The sequence below is a fragment of the Streptomyces sp. NPDC058683 genome (genome assembly GCF_042716195.1).
Classification (GTDB): domain Bacteria; phylum Actinomycetota; class Actinomycetes; order Streptomycetales; family Streptomycetaceae; genus Streptomyces.
The window spans coordinates 47,606-68,965 of sequence record NZ_JBHXSK010000043.1; the positions used below are offsets into that span (position 1 = coordinate 47,606).

Sequence of the window (21,360 nt, forward strand, 5' to 3'; positions counted from 1 at the left end):
CGGGGTTTCCCGCAGAAAGGGGCGAGCATGAAGCGCACGGCGATGGCACGGACACTCCCCGCGTTGCTGGTGGCATTGAGCGTGGTGGGAGCCGGGGCGCCGTCCCCGGCCCCGAGCACCGTCCGCGCCTCGACCACCGCGGTCGGCCCTCAGTACGACTCCACACACGTCTATGTCACCCCCGGCAAGGAGGACGCCTTCGTCGACAGCTGGCTGGCGACCTTCGGCGGGACCCACACCACGAAGGTCGTCACCGACGTCACGCCGACGCCCAGCAAGGCCGAGTCGGAACTGGTGCTCTCGCCCGTCGGCACGCTGTCCGTCTTCGACTTCAAGACGCCCGTCCCCTATCCGTTCGGCGCCGAACGGACGGGCTGGCTCATGAGCGACTTCGACCGCGGCGTCCGGCTGGCCCGGCACAGCGGTGCGGACGTCGTCGTGGCGCCGTTCGACGACCCGATCGGCAAGGACACGGTCATCCAGTTCCCGGGCGGGATCAACGCCCAGCTGTACTGGCACACCAAGGCCCCGTCGTACCCGCCCCTGGAGACCGTGCCGGACAACCGCGTCTATCTGACACCGGACTCGGTGACCGACTTCCTCCACTCCTATCAGCGCTTCACCGGCGGCCGGATCGTCTCCGACGACCGCGCGGCGGACGGCGGTGACCTCGGACTGCCCGGGAAGACCTACCGCCGTATCGCCCTCCGCTCCCCGTTCGGCAACACGGTCGTCAGCGTCACGGACGGCCACCTGCCCTACCCGTTCGGACGGGAGACCACCGGCTACTCGGTCAAGGACCTCACGGCGACCCTGCGCAAGGCCGGGACGGCGGGCGCGACGGTGCTTTGGGGACCGACCGCGGGTTCGGCGATGGTGCAGTTCCCCGGCGGTTACGTCGCCGAACTGCACCAGGGCAGCGACCTCTGATCACCCCTCCTGGAGCCCACCTTGGCCTCGTCCTCCGTCGTGGAACTGTCCCGCTGGCAGTTCGCGATCACGGCGATCTTCCACATGACCTTCCCGGCGCTCACCGTCGGCCTGTCCCTGCTGCTCGCGGTCGCGTACACCGTGTACGTCCGCACCGGCAACCCGCTCTACCTGCAGATCTTCCGCTTCTGGAAGAAGATCTTCGCCGTCGGCTTCGGCCTCGGCGTGGTCGCCGGCACCGTGATGACCTTCGAGTTCGGCCTCAACTGGGGCATCTACGCGCACGCCGTCGGCCCGGTCATCGGCGTCACCATCGGCATGGAGGTGATCACCGCCTTCTTCCTGGAGGCCGGTTTCATCGGGATCATGCTGTACGGCGACGGCCGGGTGAAGCCCCGCACCATGGCCCTCGCCTCCTGGATGGTCGCCGCGGGCACCCTGCTCTCCACCACCTGGATCCTCTCCGCCAACAGCTGGATGCAGGACCCGGCCGGATACACGGAGGCCGACGGCCAGTTCCAGGTCACCGACTGGTGGCAGGTGCTCCTCAACCCGGCGTTCGGCTACCGCTTCCCGCACATGCTGATCGCCGTCCTGATCTCCGCGTCCTGGTTCGTCGCCGGCATCAGCGCCTGGTACCTGGTCAAACGCCGGGCATCCGCGCTGCCGTTCGCCCGGCGCACCCTCTCCGTGGCCCTGGGCGTGCTCGCGATCCTGATGCCCGTCCAGCTCTACGTCGGTGACGCCACCGCCGTCTTCATGGGCGGGCACCAGCCCGCCAAGCTCCAGGCGTTCGAGGGCAACTGGAAGACCGACAACAACGGCTACAACCTCGTCGTCATCCCCGACACGGACAAAGGGAAGAACGACTTCCGTATCGAGATACCCCACCTCGGCGCCGTCATCGGCCACGATCTGACCGGCCAGGCCAAGGTCCCGGGCCTGCTGCAGACCCCGCCGGACGAACGCCCCAACATGTGGAGCGCCTTCTACGGCTTCCGGGCGATGTACTTCACCGCCCTCGCCATGTTCGCCACCGCCTTCGCCGGACTGGTCCTGCGCCTGCGCGGCCGCCTGTTCACCTCCCCGCGCTTCCTGCGCTGGCTGGTGTGGATGACCCCCGCCGGGATCATCGCCATCACCGGCGGCTGGATCACCGCCGAGACCGGCCGCCAGCCCTGGGTGGTCTACGGCAAGCTGCGCACCGCCGACGCCGTCTCCCACCTGACCCTCACCGAGGCGGCCCTCAGCCTCACCGGGTTCGTCCTCCTCTACGCGACCCTGCTCATCATCTGGATCCGCTACATCGTCCGCACCGTCAAGGCCGGTCCGGAACCGGTCGCGGACCTGCGAACTCCCGCTCCGGAGGCCTCCGTTGCCTGAGTACCTGACCTACGCCCTGGTCCTGCTCTCGCTCGGGGCCTACGTCGTCCTGGACGGCTACGACCTCGGCGTCGGCATGCTGAGCCTCTTCGACCGCGACGAGCGGCGCCGCCGCGAGTACAACGAACTGATCGCCACCGCCTGGGACGCCAACGAGAGCTGGATCATCCTGGCCGGCGTGGCCCTGTGGGCCGGGCTGCCCGGGGCGTACGCGACCGTCCTGCCCGGGGTGTACCCGCCGCTGATCGTCATGCTGTTCGCGGTGATCCTGCGCGGTATGGGCCTGGAGTTCCAGAGCGCGTCCGGCACGTACCGGCGCGGCTGGGGACTCCTCTTCGGCGGGGCCTCCCTCGTCGTGACCCTCTGCCAGGGCCTGGTGATCGGCGCGGTCCTGTCCGGACTCCCGCAGCGGGACGGCCACTTCACGGGCGACGCCCTCGCCTGGCTCACCCCCTACGGCGTGCTGTGCGCGCTCGGCCTGGTCTGCGTGTACCTGCTGGCGGGTGCCGCCTGGCTCCAGGACAAGACGGAGGGCACGGCCCATGAGCGGGCGGGCCGGCTCGGCCGTCCGCTGCTCGCTGCGACCGTCGTGGCCGCGCTGGTTCTCGGCTTCGGCCTGGAGGTCGCCGACCCGCAGCACTTCCACTTCGAACAGACTCTGCGCGCCACGCTCTTCGGCCTCGCCGTGGCCGCCGCCGCGGTCTGCGGCGCGGTGGCCTGGTACGGCTTCGGACGGCGGCCGGACTGGCGGCCGTTCGCGGCGGTGCTGGGCGCCGAGGGTGCGGGGCTGATGGCGCTGGTGGCGGCCACGGTACCGGTCGTCGTACCGCCGTCGCTCACCCTGCACGAGGCGTCCAGCCCGCACGGTTCGCAGGTGTTCCTCGTGGTCGGGGTCGGGCTGTGCATGCCGTTCGTGCTGGCCTACAACATCTACGCCTGGTGGGTCTTCCGGGGGAAGTTCCGGGAGCCCGAGCGGCAGCCGCCGACCACGACGGCACCGGCCGACGGATCGGCCGACGGATCGGCCGACGGATCGGCCGATCCGTTCGTGCCCAGGCCGGAGTCCCGGGTCGTCGTCATCGTCCGCCGGACTCTGCTGACGCTGCTGGGCATCCTGCTGGCGGCCGTATCCCAGGACATCTTCGGCGGCGAGTCCACGTGGGTCGATCCGCTCGGTATCGCCCTGCTGTCCGGCACCGCGCTCGTCGCCTGGATCCTCGGCGACCGCCGGGACGGGCGGCTCGGCGAGTACGACCTGCCCGGCGGCGAGCGCCCGTGACCGACACCGCGGCCCTGGTGGCGGAGCTCGCCGACGGCGACGGCGCGGACGAGGGGGTCCCGATGCGCCGGCTGCGGGCCTGGGCGCGGATCGGCGAACCGGAACTGCGCCGGGCGGGCACCCTGCGCGGCCTCGCCCAGCTCGGCACCGTGATCTGGGCGGCCGGCCTCGGCTGGGCCGCTCAACGGGGGCTCGCCGCCCAGCAGGTGCACACCGCGCCGGCGTCCGTCGCACCGGCCGCCGCGGTCGTGGTCGCTGGCCTGGCGCTGCGCGCCGTGCTGCTGGCGGCGGGCGACCGGGCGGCGGCGACGGGCGCCGCCCGGGTACGGTCCGCGCTGCGCGCCCGCGTCCTGCGCGCGGCACTCCCGGGGCGGGCACCGCGCGGGGGACTCGCGGACGTCGCCTACGCCGAGGCCCTGGACGCCGAGGTGGCCCGCCTCGACGACTGGCTCACCGACTACGTCCCGGCCCGCCGCGCCATGCTGCTCGGCAGCGGTGCCGTCCTCGCCGCCATCGCCCTGCGCAGCTGGTTCGTGGCCCTCCTGCTGGTGCTGGCCACCCCGCTGCTGCCGGTCAACCTCAAGGTCATCGGGATGGGCACGAAGGCGGCCGTGCAGGCCCAGCTCGGTGCCGTCCGCACCCTGCACGGCCGGCTCCTGGACCAGCTGCGCGGACTGCCGACCCTGGTCGGACTCGGCGCGCAGGAGCAGGCCGCGCGGGCCCTGCGCCGGGACGACGAGGAACTCGCCCGCCGCACCACCCTCGTCCTGCGGGTGGCCTTCCTGTCCACCGCCTGGGTGGAACTGCTCATCACGGGCACCCTTGCGGTCGTCGCCACCTACTGCGGCCTGGTGCTCCTGGACTACCTGCGGCTGCCCGGCGTGCCCGACCACATGAGCCTGGCCACGGCCCTGTTCGTCCTCACCCTCACCCCCGCCTACTTCGCGCCCGCCCGCGAACTGGCCCGCGGCTACCACGCCCGCGCCCAGGCGGCGGCCGCGGCCGACCTGCTCGCCGGGGCGATGCGGGGTGCGGTGCCCGAACGCGGTTCCCGACCGGCCGCCCGCGGCGCCGCGCCCCTGTGCGTCCGCCTCCGCGAGGTGTCCGTAGTCCATCCCGGACGGGCGCGGCCCGCCCTGTACCGGGTCGAACTCGACATCCGGGCGGGGGAGTTCGTAGTCGTGACCGGACCCAGTGGCGCCGGCAAGTCCACGCTCCTGTCCGTGGCGGCGGGCCTGCTGGTGCCCGACCGGGGCAGTGCCCGGCACGGGGCCGAGGGGGCAACTCCCGCGCACGTGGCCTGGGTCGGCCAACCGGGCTTCCTTCTCCCCGGGAGCGTGCGCGAGAACCTCCGACTCGCCCGACCGAAAGCCGATGATTCCGAACTCCGGGCCGCCTTCGAGGAGTTGGGCTTCGGCCGGCTCTTGGCCGCGCTGCCCGACGGCCTCGGCACACCCGTCGGCGAACGCGGCTTCGGCCTCTCCTCCGGGCAGTCGCAACAACTGGTCTTCGTGCGCGCCTTGTTGCGGGACGCGCCGCTGCTCTGCCTGGACGAGCCGACGGCTCATCTCGACCCGGACGCCGAGACGGCCGTAGCGGACGCACTGAGCCGCCTGGCCCGGCACCGGACCGTCCTGCTGGCCACCCACAGCCCGGCCCTCCTTCCCCTCGGGGACCGGGTGATCACCCTGGAGCAGGGACGGCTCGTATGACTCTGCGATTGCTGAGAGCGGCGGTACGACGGCGCGACCTGCTGTACGGCCTGCTCCTCGCCGCGGCGGCCGAACTGTCCGCCGCGACCCTGCTCGGGGTGTCCGGCTGGTTCCTCACGGCGTGTGCCCTGGTCACGGTGCGGGCCGACACCATGTGGTCGTGGATGTACCCGTCCGGCGCCGTCCGCGCCCTCGCCCTGTCCCGCACCGGGCTGCGCTACGCGGAGCGCCTGGTCAGCCACCGTGTCCTGCTCGACGCCACGGTGGCGCTCCGGGACCGGCTGGTGCGCGGCGCCGCGGCCCTGCCGACGCGGCAGTTGCGCGCGCTGCGGGACGGGGCCCTGCTGAGCCGGCTCACGGACGACGTCACGACCGTCGGCGCGCTTCCCGCCGACGTCCTGGCCCCCCTGGCGAGTACGGCGGTGACGGCGGTGGTCGTGACCGGGCTGCTGTGGCACGCCGACGCGTGGCTGGGCGCGGCGGAGTTGCTGGTGTTCCTGCTCGCCGCCGCGACCGCCGCGGCGGCGTACCGACGCACGCAGGACGCGGTACGGCGGTCGGCGCGGGAGCAGGCCGTCGTACGGACCGAACTCCTCGGCGCACGGGACGCGTTGCCCGAACTGATCTGTCTGGACGCGGTGACGCCGGCCCGGGCCCGGATCGCGAAGGCGATGGAGCGCGCCCATCGCGCGGACGAGGACACCCGACGGGCTCTGCGGGCCGGGCAGTTGTCCCTCCGCCTGCTCGGCTCGCTCGGTCAGTGTCTCGTGCTGGTCCTCGCCCTGGACCTCGCGGCGACGGCCCAGTCCGTGTCCGCCGCGATCGGTGCGGTCCTGCTGATCGCCGCCGGCCACGAGCTGGTCGAGCGACTGCCGAGGATTCTGCCGGCGTACGGCAGGGCGCGCGCGGCGGCGCAGCGGCTGGCCCCGCTGAACACCGTCCCTGCTCCGCCGGCCGGGGAGGCGCCGGTGACCCTCGATGCCGAGCCCGGCACCACCACCCTGGTGACCGGACCCAACGGCAGCGGGAAAAGCACGCTGCTGGGCCGGCTGGCGGGCCGCGGGACACCGCAGGCGCTCACCCTGGTCGAGGCCGAGGACTGGCTCGCCGACGCGACCGTCGCCGAGAACCTGCGGCTGGCCGCCCCGGACGCGGGCCCGGAACGGCTCGCCGAGGTGCTGGCCCTGGTCGCCCTGGACGACATCCCGCCGGACTTCGCGGTGGGCCCGAACGGCGGCAGGCTCTCCCAGGGCCAGCGCCGCCGGCTCGCGCTCGCGCGGGCCGTGCTGCGCGATCCGCCGGTCCTGCTGCTGGACGAGCCGACCGCCGGACTCGACCGGGCCACCGCCCGCCGCGTCCTGGGCGCCGTCCGCTCCGCCCTTCCCGCCACCGCTTTCGTGATCGCACTGCCCGACCGCGACCACGACCTCCTGCCCTTTCCGGTTGACGGCCGGATCGAACTGACGGCCCGAGTGACGATGGAGCACGTATGACCGACGAGGCGGCGATGCACGTGATCCCCGAATCCGAGGGCTTCTGAGGCGACACATGTGGGCGCGGGGACGGTTTCCGTCCCCGCGCCCACGCCGTTGCCGGGAGCGCCTAGCGGCGCAGCAGGTACTTGTGCTGCCCGGACAGGACCAGTTCGCCCCGCTGGTTGTGCACCGTGGCCGCGGTGGTGACGATCCCGGTGTCGCCACCGTCCTCGGCGGGTTCGAGGGCGGTGATGGTCAGCGCGGGGTACAGGGTGTCCCCGGAGTGCACCTCCCCGGTGAAGGTGCAGGACAGCTCCAGGAAGCTGACGAAGACCTCACCGATGACGTGCGGGAACAGGGTCGCGCCGGGTGCGGTGAAGGCGAGGACCTGCAGGCCGTGCACCACGGGGGCGCTGTGGCCGTGCCGGCGGGCCCACTCGGCGTCGTAGTGGACCGGGTGGTTGTCGGCGGACACGGTCTGGAACGCCGCCGAGTGGGCGTCGGTCAGGGTGCGGCTGGGGGCGCGGAACACCTCGCCGACCTTCAGCTCGTCGAAGGTCCGGGCGGGAACGACGAGGAACTGCTCGGGGTCGAATGGGGTGGTGCCGGAAGCGGGTCGGGGGGAGCTCATGGGACGTCCTCGGTCGGGTCGGATCGGGTCAGTGGGAGAACGGGCGGTGGCGGCGGGTGGTGAGGAGGTTGGGGTCCTGCTGCGTGAGGTAGGCGGCGTCGGCCACGTACACCACGCTTCCCCGGACGGCGATGGACGTGGGGTTCTGTAGGCCGTCGGTGTGGTCGAGGACGACGCTGTTGCCGCCGTTCCCGGACACCAGGGCCACCTCGTTGCCGGCGTTGAGCGCGGCGAGGAGCTGGTCGCCGTGGCCCGTGAACGCGAAGTCGTCGATGCCGGTCAGGTCCGTCGCCGCGGTGCGGATCGTGCCCGGGGTGCCGTCGTGGCGGACCGGGATGCGCAGCAGGGTTCCGTGGTCGAGGTTGCTCACCCACACGGCTCCGTCGTGCACCTTGACGCCGTTGGCTCCCAGGAAGCCGGCCGGGGCGAGGGCGGAGCCGGTCGCCCACACCTCGGGGGTGCCGCCGGCGGCGGGTATCCGCCAGATCCTGCCGAGCACCGAGTCGGCGGCGTACAGCTGACCGGTCGACCGGTCGAGGGCCAGGCCGTTGGGCAGCGTGTCGGCGGGCAGCGCCGCGATGCGCTCCGGGCTGCCGCCGGGACGCAGCCGCCAGACGCCGGTGAGGTCGTCGGTGCCGGTGGCGTAGAGGAAGTAGAGCGTGTGGGCGCGGCCCTGGACGATGCCGCCGAGGAAGGGCGGCCCGAGCACGGGCGTCCGGGCGTCCGCCGGCGGCGCGGGCAGCGTCGCGAGGACGCGGACCGCGCCGGTCCGCTCGATCACCGCGACCTGGCGCGAGAAGGCGAAGGTGACCGCGGCGGCACCGTCCGGAAGCAGGGTGAGGTTCTCGGGCTGCTGTCCTGCGCCGAGGTCGAGGTGGGCGACGAAGGACGGCGACGTCAGCGGCGGCCGGGCCGCGAGGGCCAGGTCCGTACTCGTGATCGTGGCGGCGAGCGCCGTGGTACCCACCACGGCGGCGGCAAGAACTCTGCGAAGCTGCATGGCCCCGACCGTAGGCACGCACGGCCCGGCGACATGCCTCGTGGCGCACGGCGTCGCGCCGCGGAGCGTCAGGGCCCGGCGGCAGGACGCCGGCGGGTTCGTCGCGGTGCGCGCACGGTCGGTCGACCTGATGCTGGGCCGTGGCAACACCGGCCCCGTCTACCCGTGGTTCGGGCAGGACATCCGGCGGGGCCTCGACCGCCAAGGAGAACTACGCGCTGCTGCGCCGCCTGTGGCGCGAGGACGTCGTCGACTGGGAGGGGACCTTCCGCACCCCGCTCCAGGGGTTCACCTCCACCCCGCGGCCGCTGGACGGGGTCCCACCCTTCGTCTGGCACGGCTCCATCCGGTCCCCGGAGATAGCCGAGCAGGCGGCCTTCTACGGCGACGGCTTCTTCCACAACAACATCTTCTGGCCGGCCGACCACACCCGGCGCATGGTCCAGCTGTACCGGCGGAGGTACGCCTTCCACGGCCACGGTCGGCCCGAGGAGGCGATCGTCGGTCTCGGCGGCCAGGTGTTCATGTGGAAGAACTCCCAGGACGCCGTGCGGGAGTTCCGCCCCTACTTCGACAACGCGCCCGTGTACGGGCACGGGCCGTCCCTGGAGGACTTCACCGAGCAGACCCCGCTGACCGTGGGCTCCCCTCAGCAGGTCATCGAGCGGACGCTGACCTTCCGCGAGTCGGTCGGCGACTACCAGCGGCAGCTGTTCCTGATGGACCACGCCGGGCTGCCGCTGAAGACCGTGCTGGAGCAGATCGACATCCTGGGTGAGGAGGTCGTACCCGTCCTGCGCAAGGAGTTCGCGGCCGGGCGGCCGGCGGACGTGCCCGCGGCACCGACCCACGCCTCCCTGGTCGCCGCCGCCCGGCAGGAGGCCGCCGCATGAGTCGCACCGCCCCGGCCGGAGGCCGCCCGGTGCGGCTCGTCGCCGTGTCGGCGGGACTGAGCACCCCGTCCGGCACCCGCCTGCTCGCGGACCGGCTCGCCGAGGCGGTCCACGGCGAACTCGGACCGCAGGGGTACGAAGTGGAGAGCCGCGTCGTCGAGTTGCGCGAACTGGCCGTCGCCATCGCCAACAACCTCGTCACCGGATTCCCGCCGCCTCCGCTGGCCGCCGCGATCGACGCGGTGACGGCTGCCGACGGCCTGATCGCCGTGACCCCGGTGTTCAGCGCCTCCTACAGCGGCTTGTTCAAGTCGTTCTTCGACCTGATCGACCCCGGCGCCCTCACCGGCAGGCCGGTCCTCGTCGCCGCGACGGGCGGGACCGCCAGGCACTCTCTGGTCCTGGAGCACTCGCTGCGCCCGCTCTTCGCCTACCTGCGCGCCGTCGTCGTACCGACCGCCGTGTACGCGGCGTCCGAGGACTGGGGGACCGGCGGCGGCGCGTACGCCGACGGGCTGCCCACGCGCATCCGCCGGGCCGGCGGCGAACTGGGCGCCCTGATGGCCGCCCGGCCGGCGGATCCGGAGCCCGGGGACGAGATCAGCACCCTCGAACGGCAGCTGTCCGACCTGCGGTTCGACTGAGAAGAGCATGCTTCGGGTGATGTGCCGCAGCAGCGCCGCGACGGCGGCCGGGGGCTCGCCGGAGCGCCCCGCTTCGGCCGGGCGGCGATCTCCGCCGCATCCTGGGGAGGCCGACGGCGGACGTCGGCCTCCCTCAGACGCGGACCAGGGGAGTGTCGACCAGGTGTTCCGCCAGGAACCAGGCCTGCAGCTCCCCGGTGCGGATCACCTGCGAGACCAGCAGGTCGTTGGTGCCGTCGTCGCCCATCTCGGCGGCCCGGGCGGCCGCGTCATGGGCGTCGATCAGGATCGTCTCGTGGGCCTCCAGGAGCCGCGAGAGCATCGCCGGGACCTCCTCGACGCCGTCCGGCGGACGCGGGATCGAGGTGATCTCGGCGACGTGCCGCGGGTCGCCCACCGCGACCCCGCCCAGGGTCTGGACCCGCTCGGCGACCGTGTCGACGAGGGCCAGCTGGTCGTCCGCGTGCTTGTCCAGCAACAGGTGCAGTTGGTAGAAGGTCGCGCCACGCAGCAGCCAGTGATGCTTCTTGTAGAGGCCGTACAGGATCTGGGTGTCCGCCAGGACCCGGTTCAGACGCTGGCAGGAGTACATGCGCGCCTCGTACGAGAGGCCGAGGGGGAACTGCTTGACGGTCCCGAACTCCTGGATGATCCCCCCCTTCTGGTGCAGCCAAGGCTGACTGTGCTGCAAGGCTTTCCCGGGCTCGGAGCTGGTGGTCATGGTGCGCCTCCTGGCGGATGTCCGATGCGGCTGTGTACGCGAGTGACGCTAGGCGCGGCGGCGGGGGAGGCGTTGCCCGGGAGCGCCCGCGTCGGCACCCCTGAGCGCACCCGGTTCGCTCTGGGACCGACCGCCGTGCACGCACGGACACGGGCCGCCCGCCGTATCGCCCTACCGTCGATGGCCGGTGGTCGTATGGAGCGAGGCAGACATGAACGAGCAGGTGGACGTGGTTGTCGTCGGCCTGGGGCCGGGCGGGGAGTACCTGGCCGGCACCCTTGCCGAGGCGGGACTCGACGTGGTCGGCGTCGAGGCGGAGCTGGTCGGGGGCGAGTGCCCCTACTGGGGGTGCGTGCCCAGCAAGATGATGATCCGGGCCGGCAACGCCCTCGCCGAGGCCCGGCGCGTGTCCGCCCTGGCCGGGCGAGCCGAGGTGGATCCGGACTGGGGCCTGGTCGCCGGGCGTATCCGGCACGAGGCCACCGACGACTGGAACGACCGGGTCGCGGCCGACCGGCTGACGGGCAAGGGCGGCCGCCTGGTCCGTGGCCGGGGCCGTCTCACCGGCCCGCGCCGGGTGACGGTCGGCGACCGTACCTTCGAGGCCCGCCGGGGTGTCGTCCTGGCCGCCGGCAGCCGCCCCCGCATACCCCCGGTGCCCGGCCTCGCCGCCACTCCGTACTGGACCAACCGCGACGCCATGTCCGCCAAGGAACTCCCGGCGTCGATGCTGGTGCTCGGCGGCGGCGCCATCGGCGTCGAGGTCGCCCAGGTCTTCGCCCGGTTCACCTGTCGGGTCACCGTCGTCGAGGGGCAGGCGCGGCTGCTGGCCCAGGAAGAACCGGAGGCGGGCGAACTCGCCGCCGAGGCCCTGCACGCCGACGGAGTGACCGTGCTGACCGGAGTGCGGGTCCGCCAGGTTGCCCATGACGGCGCCGAGTTCACCGTGTGGCTCGACGGTGAGGCCGAGCCACGCCGTGCCGAGCGGCTGCTCGTCGCCACCGGACGGTACAGCGAACTGGCCGAGCTGGGCGTCGAGGCGGCCGGGCTCGACCCGACCGCGCGCGCTGTCCTCACCGACGGACAGATGCGGGCGGCGGACGGTCTGTGGGCGGTCGGCGACATCACCGGACGGGGCGCCTTTACCCATGTGTCCATGTACCAGGCGCAGATCGCCGTACGCGACATCCTCGGCAGGCCGGGCCCCGACGCCGACTACCGGGCACTGCCCCGGGTCACCTTCATCGCCCCCGAGATCGCGGCGGTCGGACTGACCGAGCGGCAGGCCCGCGACCGGGGGCTGCGGGTGCGGACCGCCGTGCTGCCGAACGCCTCCTCGACCCGTGGCTGGATCCACGGGCCGGGAGGCGAGGGCTTCCTCAAGCTGGTCGAGGACGCCGACCGGGGCGTCCTGGTCGGTGCGACCTCGGCAGGACCGGCCGGCGGCGAGCTGCTGTACGGGCTGAACGTCGCCGTTCACGCCGAGGTCCCGGTCGAGCGGCTGCGGCACATGATCTACACGTACCCGACCTTCCATCGCGCGATGGAAACGGCCCTCGCCGCCCTACGCTGACCGCGCTCCAGCCGCCGGACCGGCAGGTGATCGAGCCGAGCCGGGAGCCGAGGGCGCCACCGATGAAGAAGATCGCGATGAAGGGAATCCGATGAACCGGCCCGCCACCACCCCCGTAGTCGTACACAACGACGCCAAGAGCCGCTACGAGATCCTGGTCGACGGCGAACGCGCCGGCCTCACCGCCTACCGTGACCACGGTGACCAGCGGGTCTTCTACCACACCGAGGTCGACGACGCCTTCGCCGGACAGGGCCTGGCCGGCCGGCTGGTCGAGGAGGCGCTCACCGACGTCCGCGCCGGCGGGAAACGCGTCGTACCCGTGTGCAAGTACGTGGCCAAGTTCCTCCAGAAGCACGAGGAGTTCGCCGATCTGGCCGACCCGGTGACCCCCGACGTACTGCAGTGGCTGCGCGGCGAACTCGACTGAGCGTGACATGCGCTGCCGGAGGTGATCCGGTGCGCTGATGGTCAACTCCGGTACGCCCCGGGCCGTTACCGTGACCGGCGGCGCGACGGCCCCCGCCGCGCCGCCGGAGCCCGAGGAGTGCCATGGCCAAGCAGACCATCGCGGAACAGTACGTCGACCTCATCGCGCGCGCCGGTGTGCGCCGCATCTACGGAGTGGTCGGGGACAGCCTGAACCCGGTCGTCGACGCGGTCAGACGGCATGACGCGGTGGAATGGGTCCAGGTCCGCCACGAAGAGGTCGCGGCGTTCGCGGCCGGCGCGGAGGCCCAGCTCACCGGCCGCCTCGCCGCCTGCGCCGGCTCCTGCGGCCCGGGCAACCTGCACCTGATCAACGGCCTGTACGACGCCCACCGCTCGATGGCACCGGTGCTCGCGCTGGCCGCCCAGATACCCAGCGGCCAGATCGGCACCGGCTACTTCCAGGAGACCCACCCCGACCGGCTGTTCGCCGAGTGCAGCCACTACTCGGAGCTGATCTCCTCGCCCCACCAGATGCCGCGCGTGGTGCAGACGGCGATCCAGCACGCCGTCGGCCGCCGCGGTGTGTCGGTCGTGGCCCTCTCCGGCGACACCGCCGCCGAGGACACCCCGGACGCGGCGCCGGAACTGACCCTGCCCCTGGATCTGCCCGCCATCCGGCCGGGTGACCGGGAACTCGCCCGCCTCACCGAGCTCGTGGACGCCGCGGAACGCGTGATGGTGTTCTGCGGCCGGGGCGTCGCCGGTGCCCACGCCGAGGTGATGGCCTTCGCCGAGAAGGTCAAGGCACCGGTCGGGCACGCGCTGCGCGGCAAGGAGCACATCCAGTACGACAACCCGTACGACGTCGGCATGAGCGGACTGCTCGGTTACGGCGCCGCCTACGAGGCGATGCACGAGGCCGACCTGCTGATCCTCCTCGGCACGGACTTCCCGTACACCGAGTTCCTGCCACGTCACGTGCGCACGGTCCAGGTCGACGTCCAGCCCGAGCGGCTCGGCCGGCGCACCCAGCTCGATCTCGCCGTCTGGGGCGACGTGGGCGAGACCTTGCGGTGCCTGACCCCCGCTGTGCGGGAGAAGTCGTCGCGCCGGTTCCTCGACCGCATGCTGGAGCGGCACGCGCATGCCCTCGAAGGTGCCGTGAACGCGTATACACGCAACGTCGAGAAGCAGACCCCGATCCACCCCGAGTACGTGGCCGCGGTACTGGACGAAGAGGCCGCCGACGACGCCGTGTTCACTGTGGACACCGGCATGTGCTGTGTGTGGGCCGCGCGTTACCTCACGCCGAACGGCCGCCGCCGCATCCTCGGCTCCTTCGTGCACGGCTCGATGGCCAACGCGCTGCCCCAGGCGATCGGCGCGCAGTTCCTGGACCGCGGCCGGCAGGTCGTCTCGCTCTCCGGCGACGGCGGCTTCTCCATGCTGATGGGCGACTTCCTCACCCTCGTCCAGTACGGCCTCCCGGTGAAGGTCGTCGTCTTCAACAACTCCTCGCTCGGCATGGTCGACCTGGAGATGATGGTCGACGGCCTGCCCCCGCACGCCACGTCCTACCCGCACACCGACTACGCGGCCATCGCCACCGCGGCCGGGGCACGGGGTATTCGCGTGGAGAAGCCCGCCGACGTACGCGGCGCGCTGCGCGAGGCCTTCGCCCATGACGGGCCCGCGCTGGTCGACGTCGTCACCGACCCCGCCGTCCTGGCCGTCCCGCCGAAGATCACCGCCGAGCAGGTCAGCGGCTTCGCGCTCTCCGCGAGCCGGACGGTGCTGAGCGGTGGAGTCGGCCGCATGGTGCACCTGGCGCGGGCCAACCTCCGCAACATTCCCCGCCCTTGAGGGCTCAGCGCGGCAGCACCGCCGGTCCGCCCGAGGTGTCGAAGGCGTGCGTCACCTCGGGCGCGGTGCCCGGGGTGAGCAGTGCGCGGGCCTCCTCCTCGAACCGGCGGTCGGTGGCCGTCAGCCGGACGTGGTGCTGGGCCCGGTGCTCGGCCCAGGACGAGACCAGGTAGTTCTCGACGAAGCGTTCGGGGTCGTGGCCGTCCTGGTAGAGGCCCCAGGACAGGGCTCCGGTACGGCGCCGGGAGCGCGCCACGCGGTGCATGCGGTTCGTGAACTCGGCCTGCCGGTCGGCCGGGACGCGGTAGACGACGGAGACCAGGACCGGGCCGTCGGCCTCTCCGGGTTCGAACACCAGGGGAGGCGCCGGCCAGTGGTCGGAGGGCGTGGGGTTGATGCCCTCGGCATCGTGCAGCGGCCAGCGCCGTACGCTGGCCGCGCTCAGCAGCATGGCGCCGCCGGCGATCAGCAGACAGGCGCTCAGCCCGAGCCAGTCGGCCACCGCACCCCACAGGGGCGCGGCCAGCGCCTGTCCGCCCTGGAAGACCAGGAGATAGACGGCGAGTCCGCGAGCCCTGACCCAGCCGGGGAGCCGGGTCTGCACGGCCGCGTTGAGCGTGGACAGGACGGAGATCCAGGCGAGGCCCGCGGGCAGCAGGGCGAGCGCGACCAGCCACGGGACGTGGACTGTGGCCAGCACCGCGAGCACCCCGGCGAACACCAGGGCGCCGGCCGCGAGGGTGCCGTTGGCGCCCAGCAGGCGACGGGCGCGGGGCAGCAGGAAGGCGCCGCCGACCGCGCCGATGCCCACCGCCCCGAGGAGCAGTCCGTAGCCGCCCGAGCCGAGGCCGAGGGAGCGGCTCGCGGTCAGCGGCAGCAGGGCCCACAGGGCGGCGCCGCCGGGGATGAACAAGAGCGTGCGCAGCAGGATCCGGCGGACGCCGGGCGCGTTCCAGACGTAGCGGCGGCCGGCGTACAGGGCGGCCAGCAGCCCCTCGTTCCCGGCGGGCGGGACGGCGGCCGCGGCGGGGCGCCGCCACAGCAGCAGGACGGCCGCGATACCCACGTAGGACGCCGCGTTGAAGGCGAAGACCCAGCCCGCGCCCGCCGCCGCGACCACAGCCCCGCCGAGCGCCGGGCCGACGGCACGGGCCAGGTTCATGTTCACCGCGCCCAGCGCCGCCGCCTGACCGAGCCGCTCCCGCTCCACCAGCTCCGGCTGGATCGCCTGCCAGGCCGGGCCCATCAGCGCGGTGCCGCAGCCCAGCAGGAAGGTCAGGAGCAGCAGCGCCGTCGGCGAGAGCGCGTCCAGGAACGCGAGCGCGGCCAGCACCCCGGACACCGCGAGCATCGCGAACTGCGCGGTCACCAGCACCGCACGCCGGTCGAACCGGTCGGCGACCACCCCGGAGGGCAGCGCGAGGAGGACGACGGGCAGGCTGGACGCGGTCTGCACCAGCGTCACCAGTGCGGCACTGTCCCCGACCAGCAGCCACTGGGCACCGACCGTCTGCATCCAGCTGCCGATGTTGGAGACCAGCTGGGCGATCCACAGCGCCCGGAACACACGGATCGCGAGGGGCGCCCACGGGGAGTCGGCGGCGGCGTCGCTCATGCCGCTCCCGACCGGGTCCAGGCGGGGTCGCCGCCGGCCAGGCGGTGCGTCGCCAGGGACGTGAGGGCCAGGAGCAGCAGGGCCAGGCCCAGGGTGAGCACCAGATGGCCGTGGAGCAGGAGTTCGGTCCCCGCGAACGCGCCGAGCAGCATGGCCAGGACGGACAGGATCCGGCGGCCGGGCCGGGGTGCGGCGCCGCCCGCCGCGGTGGAGTCCGCGGCCAGGCCCGTCAGAGTCAGCGTAAGTACGGTCGTGGTCATGTCGGGGACACCGAGGCGCCGGGCGACCGCGTTCTGCAGGCCCATGGCGAGCCCGAGGAACACGATCAGTGTGTACTGCACTACGGTGCCGACCCGGCCGTCGCCGACCGCGGCGGCGGCCACCGTGACGGCGACCAGCACGGTCTGTACGGCCGTCGCCGTCTTCAGCAGATTCCCGCGGTGGGCGGCGAACCGGGTGCCCAGCCGCCCGCCGGCCAGCGCTCCGGCCAGGAACGCGGCCAGCGCGACGACGGAGGCGAGTGCGGACAGGTTCGGGGCGCCCGCCAGCGCGAAGCCGAGGAACACCACGTTGCCCGTCATGTTGGCGACGAAGACATGCCCGAGGGACAGATAACTCACCGCGTCGACCAGCCCGGTGACCACCGTGAGCATCAACAGCAGGGGAGGGAGCGGGCCGTGCCGGTCGTCCCGGGGCGGTACCAGTGTGTGGAGGGCGTCAGTCAGCAGCCTGCGCACGAGGAGCTCCTTCCGGTGCGGAGGGGGCGCGGTGCAGCACCGCGCGGGTGAGCAGTCCGCTCGTGGGGCCGGTCACGACAGCCGCGAGGACGAGCCACAGCGGCCACGGGGTGAGGCCCAGCGCGTGGTCGACGGACCACCGGCCGGGCCCGGTGAGGGCCAGTGCCACCGAGATGACGACGAGGACCAGCGGATACTCGTACCCGTCGTTCTGCACCCACAGGCCCTTGGGCCACTTGACCGTTCCGGCGACCGTCATCACGCCCATCGCGGCCATCGCGGCCAGCGGCGTGAGCAGGCCGGCGGCCAGGAACACGCCGGCGCCTATCTGGCTGCCGCCCGCGACGACGGCAGTCAGCCGGCCGCCGCGGAAACCGTCGTGGCGGAACTCCTCCGTTCCACCCACCAAGCCCTTGCCCCCGAGGTGGAAGCTCACCTTCTGCACTCCGTGGCCGGCGATGAGGAGTCCCGCCAGCAGCCGGAGGACCAGCAGTCCAGCATCCATGTCTTTCTGCCTGTTCCTGCCTGTTCCTGTCTCGGTATGTGACGTCTGCTCAGCCGGCCGCGTGGGCGCCGATCATGGTCTGGGCGTAGACCAGGCCGAGGCCGTAGGCGCCGCCGTTCTCCTTGACCACGTTCGTGACCGCCTCGTACGTCTCCGTGCGGGCCCAGTCGCGCTGCAGCTCCAGGAGTACCTGGACCCAGGTGACCGGCACGGCGCCGCCCTGGACCATGCGCTGCACGGCGTGCCCATGGGCCTGCGGGGTGACACCGCCGGATGCGTCGGCGACCACGTAGACCTCGTAGCCCTGGGCGATGGCGGAGAGCGCCGGCAGGACCACGCACACCTCCGTCCACAGACCGGCTATGACGAGCTTCTCGCGGCCGGTCGCCTTGACGGCCTCGACGAACGCCGCGTCCTCCCAGGCGTTCATCGTGGTGCGGTCGATGATCTCCTGGCCGGGGAAGACGTCCGCGAGCTGCGGCATGATCGGGCCCGAGAAGGACTCGGCGGCCACGGTGCTCAGCACGACCGGCACGCCGAACGCCTTGGCGGCCTTGGCCAGACCCAGGGTGGAGTTGATGATCGCGGTGCGGTCGCCGCTGCCGGTGCCGAAGAACATCTGCGGCTGGTGGTCCACGAACAGCACGGCGCAGTTGTCGGGGGTGAGGAGGTCGGGGCTGGGGGCAGCGGTGACCTGGGCGATATCGACCATGACGGGAAACCTTTCTCGGCAGGCAAGCAGGGACAGCGGCCCGGAAGGAGTGGTCCTCCCGGGAGTCTCAGAGGAAGCAGGGGTCGGACGGTGTGGCGGCGCCGTCCGGGATCAGGCCGCGCCGGACCCGCCAGGCGCGGTGCAGCTCGGACTCGGCGACGGCCTCGCCAAGCGCCTCCGCCTGGCGTACGCCCGCCAGTCCGCGCGGGGCAGCCTGGTAGCCGCCGAAGTGCGCCACCGGGCTCCAGCCGGGGGCGATGGCCGGCAGCTCCTCGTCGAGGCCCTCGTACTCGCCGGCGGCGTAGACGATCCGGCCGCCGGTGACCGTGAGCAGCGACTCGATGTGGGCGATCTCCGGTTCGGGCACGGTGAAGTAGTCGTCGGAGAGGATCGCGAGGTCCGCGAAGAAGCCCGGGCGCAGGATGCCCTTGACTCCCTCCTCACCCGTCAGCTCGGCGCCGGCCCGGGTGAACATGCGCAGGGCGGTCTGCCGGTCCACACGGTTGGACCGGGGGCGGAGCACGAGGTCACCGGCGTTGCGCCCGCTGATCAGCCAGTGCAGGGCGACCCAGGGGTTGTAGGTGGAGACCCGGGTGGCGTCGGTGCCGGCGGCCACGGTCAGCCCGCGCTCCAGCATCTCCCGGATGGGCGGGGCGTCGGCCGCGGCACCGGGGCCGTAGCGGCGCAGGAAGGCCTCGCCCTGGAAGGACAGCCGGTTCTGCACGGACAGCGCACCGCCGAGCGCGGCCACGCGGTCGAGGCTCTCGGCCGACACGGTCTCCGCGTGGTCGAACAACCATCGGTTTCCGGCCGGGAAGAGACCCTCGGCGGCCAGCTTCTCGAAGACCGCGAGATCCCGGCGGATGGTCTCGTCGTACGTGGCGTGCAGCCGGAACCCCCAGCCGTTCTCCATGAGAAGACGCACCGCCTTCTCGAACTCCGGCTCGTAGTCGTCGTGTTCGGGACGCGGCTGGTTGAAGTTCTCGAAGTCCGCCGCCGCCCAGGTGAGGTTCTCGCCCGCGCCGTTGAGCCGCAGCCATGCGTCGCCGTCCCCGTAGTCCGCCATCTCGATCCAGCGGGTGAGGTCGGCGACCTCCTGGCCCGCGGTCTGCGGGAAGAGGTGGTAGGCGATACGCAGCGACAGCTCACCGGCCGCGGCCAGCTCGATGACGGTGCTGTAGTTCTCGGGGAAGTTCTGGAAGCCGCCGGCCGCGTCGATCGCCGAGGTCAGTCCGAACCGGTTCAGCTCGCGCAGGAAATGCCGGGTCGAGGACTTCCGGTGCTCCTCGTCCAGCACCGGCGCCTTGGCCAGCGTCGAGTAGAGGATGAGGGCGCTGGGCGCGGCCAGCAGCATGCCCGTCGGCTCCCCGTCCCGGCCGCGCACGATCTGGCCGCCCCTGGGGTCGGGGGTGTCCTTGTCGAATCCGGCGGCCTTCAGCGCCGCCCGGTTGAGGACGGCGGACTGGTACAGGTGCAGGACGAACACCGGGGTGTCCGGGGCGGCCGCGTTCAGCTCGGCGACGGTCGGCAGCCGCCGTTCGGCGAACTGCTCGGCCGACCAGCCGCCCACCACCCGCACCCACTGCCCCTTCGGGGTGCGGGCGGCCTGCTCGCGCAGCATCGCCAGGCCCTGGCGCAGCGTGGGGACGCCGTCCCAGCGCAGCTCCAGTACGTAGTTGAGCCCGCCGCGGATCACGTGCAGATGGGCGTCGTTGAGCCCCGGGACCACCCGCCGCCCGAGCGCGTCCACGACTTTGGTGGCCGAACCGATGTGCGGGGCCACGTCCTTGTCGTCGCCGACGACCGTGACCACACCGTCCCGGACGGCGATCGCCCCGGCATGCGGGCGGTTCGGGTCTGCGGTGTGGATTTTCGCGTTGCGCACGACGAGGTCTGCGGGATCGTCGACGGCCTGAGGAACCAGACCGCCGACCGGCATTGAGGACACGCTTGCGGGACCCCCTCCGGGATGGGAATTGCGGTGCCGGGGTCCGTGTTCGCCGTCGAATCAGAGGCGAACCGCGACCGCCGAGCCGTCACGCTAGGTCCGGTCCCCGCCGCGGTGTGTCCTGTGCGCGCACTCGTACCGGTCCCGCAGCGCACCGCCATACCGGTCCCGCAGCGCATCGCTCCGCAGGCTCCGCGGCGCGGCGCGTCCGCACGTGCGCTGCGGGGCCGCCGGAAGTGCGCTCCGGGGCAACTGCCCGGCGCACCGCGCTCCTACGGTGGGCCGCAGCGGCGCCGGACCGACCGGTGTGCCCCACGCAATCCCAGGAGACTCCCATGTCCGAAGCGTTCACGCCCGTCGAGCCGGTGCTCGAACCCGCCGCCCAGGCCTTTGTCGAGGCCACCGCCAACCCGCCCTACCTCTTCGACCTCGCCCCGGCGGACGGCCGCAAGGCCGTCGACGACGTGCAGTCCGGCGAGATCGAGAAGCCGGTGATCGACGAGGAGTGGATCACGGTCTCCGGCGGTCCCACGGGCACCGTCCGGGCGCGCATCGTCAAGCCGGCCGGCGCCACGGGCACTCTGCCGGTCATCATCTACATCCACGGCGCCGGCTGGGTCTTCGGCAACGCCCACACCCATGACCGCCTGGTCCGCGAACTGGCCGTCGGCGCCAACGCCGCCGTCGTCTTCCCCGAGTACGACCTCTCGCCCGAGGTCCGCTACCCGGTCGCCATCGAGCAGAACTGGGCCGTCGCCCAATGGGTCGTGGAGCAGGGCGCCGGCAAGGGCCTGGACCCCGCCCGGATCGCGGTGGCCGGTGACTCGGTCGGCGGCAACATGACCGCCGCCCTCACCTTGATGGCGAAGGAGCGCGGCGGTGTTCCGCTGCTCCAGCAGGTGCTGTTCTACCCCGTGACCGACGCGAGCTTCGACACCGACTCCTACCACCAGTTCGCCACCGGCTACTTCCTGCGCCGCGACGGCATGCAGTGGTTCTGGGACCAGTACACGACCGACGAGGCCGAGCGCGCCCAGATCACCGCGTCCCCGCTGCGCGCCACCACCGAACAGCTCACCGGCCTGCCCCCGGCCCTGGTCGTCACCGGCGAGGCCGACGTCCTGCGCGACGAGGGCGAGGCCTACGCCAACAAGCTCCGCGAGGCCGGCGTGCCCGTCACCGCCGTCCGCTTCCAGGGCATCATCCACGACTTCGTGATGCTCGACGCGCTGCGCGAGACCCACGCCGCCGAGGCCGCCATCTCCCTGGCGGTGCGCACGCTGCACGCGGCCCTGTACACCGGCTGA

Annotated in this window: 18 protein-coding genes and 1 pseudogene; 11 read left to right on the top strand and 8 right to left on the bottom strand. The window is 72.6% G+C overall.

Going from position 1 to position 21,360, the window contains the following annotated elements; all coding sequences use genetic code 11:
• Positions 1 to 27 precede the first annotated feature (27 nt).
• From ACFWXC_RS37730 to ACFWXC_RS37750, 5 genes are read left to right on the top strand one after another with little or no spacing between them, the layout of a single operon-like run.
• Positions 28 to 930, top strand: coding sequence for a glyoxalase (locus ACFWXC_RS37730; protein ID WP_384486041.1), 903 nt, complete (start codon positions 28 to 30; stop codon positions 928 to 930).
• Between the two features lie 21 nt (positions 931 to 951).
• Entirely contained in the window at positions 952 to 2,313 is a 1,362-nt protein-coding gene (locus ACFWXC_RS37735; protein WP_384486043.1) for a cytochrome ubiquinol oxidase subunit I, read from the top strand.
• On the top strand, positions 2,306 to 3,592 hold the full coding sequence (locus ACFWXC_RS37740; protein ID WP_384486045.1) for a cytochrome d ubiquinol oxidase subunit II: 1,287 nt from the start codon (positions 2,306 to 2,308) through the stop codon (positions 3,590 to 3,592). Before ACFWXC_RS37735 ends, ACFWXC_RS37740 begins: the two co-directional genes overlap by 8 nt.
• A complete protein-coding gene (locus tag ACFWXC_RS37745) occupies positions 3,589 to 5,304 on the top strand; it encodes an ATP-binding cassette domain-containing protein (RefSeq protein ID WP_384486046.1) in 1,716 nt (571 codons plus the stop codon). Before ACFWXC_RS37740 ends, ACFWXC_RS37745 begins: the two co-directional genes overlap by 4 nt.
• A complete protein-coding gene (locus ACFWXC_RS37750) occupies positions 5,301 to 6,797 on the top strand; it encodes an ATP-binding cassette domain-containing protein (protein WP_384486048.1) in 1,497 nt (498 codons plus the stop codon). The genes ACFWXC_RS37745 and ACFWXC_RS37750 overlap by 4 nt, the downstream gene beginning before the upstream one ends.
• 109 nt (positions 6,798 to 6,906) lie before the next feature.
• Here ACFWXC_RS37750 and ACFWXC_RS37755 read toward each other — a convergent pair whose 3' ends face one another.
• A complete protein-coding gene (locus ACFWXC_RS37755; protein WP_384486050.1) occupies positions 6,907 to 7,410 on the bottom strand; it encodes a MaoC family dehydratase in 504 nt (167 codons plus the stop codon).
• A 28-nt stretch (positions 7,411 to 7,438) separates the two neighbouring features.
• The gene (locus ACFWXC_RS37760) at positions 7,439 to 8,410 is read right to left on the bottom strand and encodes a hypothetical protein (RefSeq protein ID WP_384486052.1); all 972 of its coding nucleotides are present in this window, start codon (positions 8,408 to 8,410) and stop codon (positions 7,439 to 7,441) included.
• Between the two features lie 121 nt (positions 8,411 to 8,531).
• Here ACFWXC_RS37760 and ACFWXC_RS37765 point away from each other — a divergent pair.
• Together ACFWXC_RS37765 and ACFWXC_RS37770 are read left to right on the top strand one after the other, a co-directional pair.
• Positions 8,532 to 9,303, top strand: a pseudogene (locus tag ACFWXC_RS37765) (CE1758 family FMN-dependent luciferase-like monooxygenase); the annotation flags it as partial.
• Positions 9,300 to 9,947, top strand: a complete 648-nt coding sequence (locus ACFWXC_RS37770) for an FMN reductase (RefSeq protein ID WP_384486054.1) — start codon at positions 9,300 to 9,302, stop codon at positions 9,945 to 9,947. The pseudogene ACFWXC_RS37765 and the gene ACFWXC_RS37770, both read left to right, overlap by 4 nt.
• A 133-nt stretch (positions 9,948 to 10,080) precedes the next feature.
• Here the strand turns inward: ACFWXC_RS37770 and ACFWXC_RS37775 are convergent, their stop codons facing one another.
• Positions 10,081 to 10,668, bottom strand: a complete 588-nt coding sequence (locus ACFWXC_RS37775; protein ID WP_384486056.1) for a Dps family protein — start codon at positions 10,666 to 10,668, stop codon at positions 10,081 to 10,083.
• 211 nt (positions 10,669 to 10,879) lie between these two features.
• On the opposite strand from ACFWXC_RS37775, the gene ACFWXC_RS37780 reads away from it, so the two are divergent.
• From ACFWXC_RS37780 to ACFWXC_RS37790, 3 genes are all read left to right on the top strand, one after another.
• Positions 10,880 to 12,241 carry a dihydrolipoyl dehydrogenase family protein gene (locus ACFWXC_RS37780; protein WP_384486057.1) on the top strand — a complete coding sequence of 454 codons (1,362 nt, stop codon included), beginning with the start codon at positions 10,880 to 10,882 and terminating at the stop codon, positions 12,239 to 12,241.
• A gap of 91 nt (positions 12,242 to 12,332) precedes the next feature.
• Positions 12,333 to 12,671 carry a GNAT family N-acetyltransferase gene (locus ACFWXC_RS37785; protein WP_384486059.1) on the top strand — a complete coding sequence of 113 codons (339 nt, stop codon included), beginning with the start codon at positions 12,333 to 12,335 and terminating at the stop codon, positions 12,669 to 12,671.
• Between the two features lie 122 nt (positions 12,672 to 12,793).
• Complete coding sequence (locus ACFWXC_RS37790; RefSeq protein ID WP_384486061.1) at positions 12,794 to 14,536, top strand: pyruvate dehydrogenase; 1,743 nt, start codon at positions 12,794 to 12,796, stop codon at positions 14,534 to 14,536.
• Between the two features lie 4 nt (positions 14,537 to 14,540).
• On the opposite strand, the gene ACFWXC_RS37795 is transcribed toward ACFWXC_RS37790, so the two are convergent.
• The 5 genes from ACFWXC_RS37795 to ACFWXC_RS37815 form a co-directional block, all read right to left on the bottom strand.
• The gene (locus ACFWXC_RS37795) at positions 14,541 to 16,151 is read right to left on the bottom strand and encodes an MFS transporter (protein WP_384486063.1); all 1,611 of its coding nucleotides are present in this window, start codon (positions 16,149 to 16,151) and stop codon (positions 14,541 to 14,543) included.
• Positions 16,148 to 16,888 (bottom strand): YoaK family protein, encoded by a 741-nt coding sequence (locus ACFWXC_RS37800; protein ID WP_384486065.1) that lies wholly within the window; start codon positions 16,886 to 16,888, stop codon positions 16,148 to 16,150. The genes ACFWXC_RS37795 and ACFWXC_RS37800 overlap by 4 nt, the downstream gene beginning before the upstream one ends.
• Positions 16,869 to 17,393: a DoxX family protein gene (locus tag ACFWXC_RS37805; RefSeq protein WP_384486067.1), complete on the bottom strand. Its 525-nt coding sequence runs from the start codon at positions 17,391 to 17,393 to the stop codon at positions 16,869 to 16,871. The genes ACFWXC_RS37800 and ACFWXC_RS37805 overlap by 20 nt, the downstream gene beginning before the upstream one ends.
• A 49-nt stretch (positions 17,394 to 17,442) precedes the next feature.
• A complete protein-coding gene (locus tag ACFWXC_RS37810; RefSeq protein WP_384486069.1) occupies positions 17,443 to 18,105 on the bottom strand; it encodes a hydrolase in 663 nt (220 codons plus the stop codon).
• A 67-nt stretch (positions 18,106 to 18,172) separates the two neighbouring features.
• Entirely contained in the window at positions 18,173 to 20,044 is a 1,872-nt protein-coding gene (locus ACFWXC_RS37815; protein ID WP_384486131.1) for an amidohydrolase, read from the bottom strand.
• Between the two features lie 344 nt (positions 20,045 to 20,388).
• Here ACFWXC_RS37815 and ACFWXC_RS37820 point away from each other — a divergent pair, with 344 nt between their 5' ends.
• Entirely contained in the window at positions 20,389 to 21,360 is a 972-nt protein-coding gene (locus tag ACFWXC_RS37820; protein WP_384486071.1) for an alpha/beta hydrolase, read from the top strand.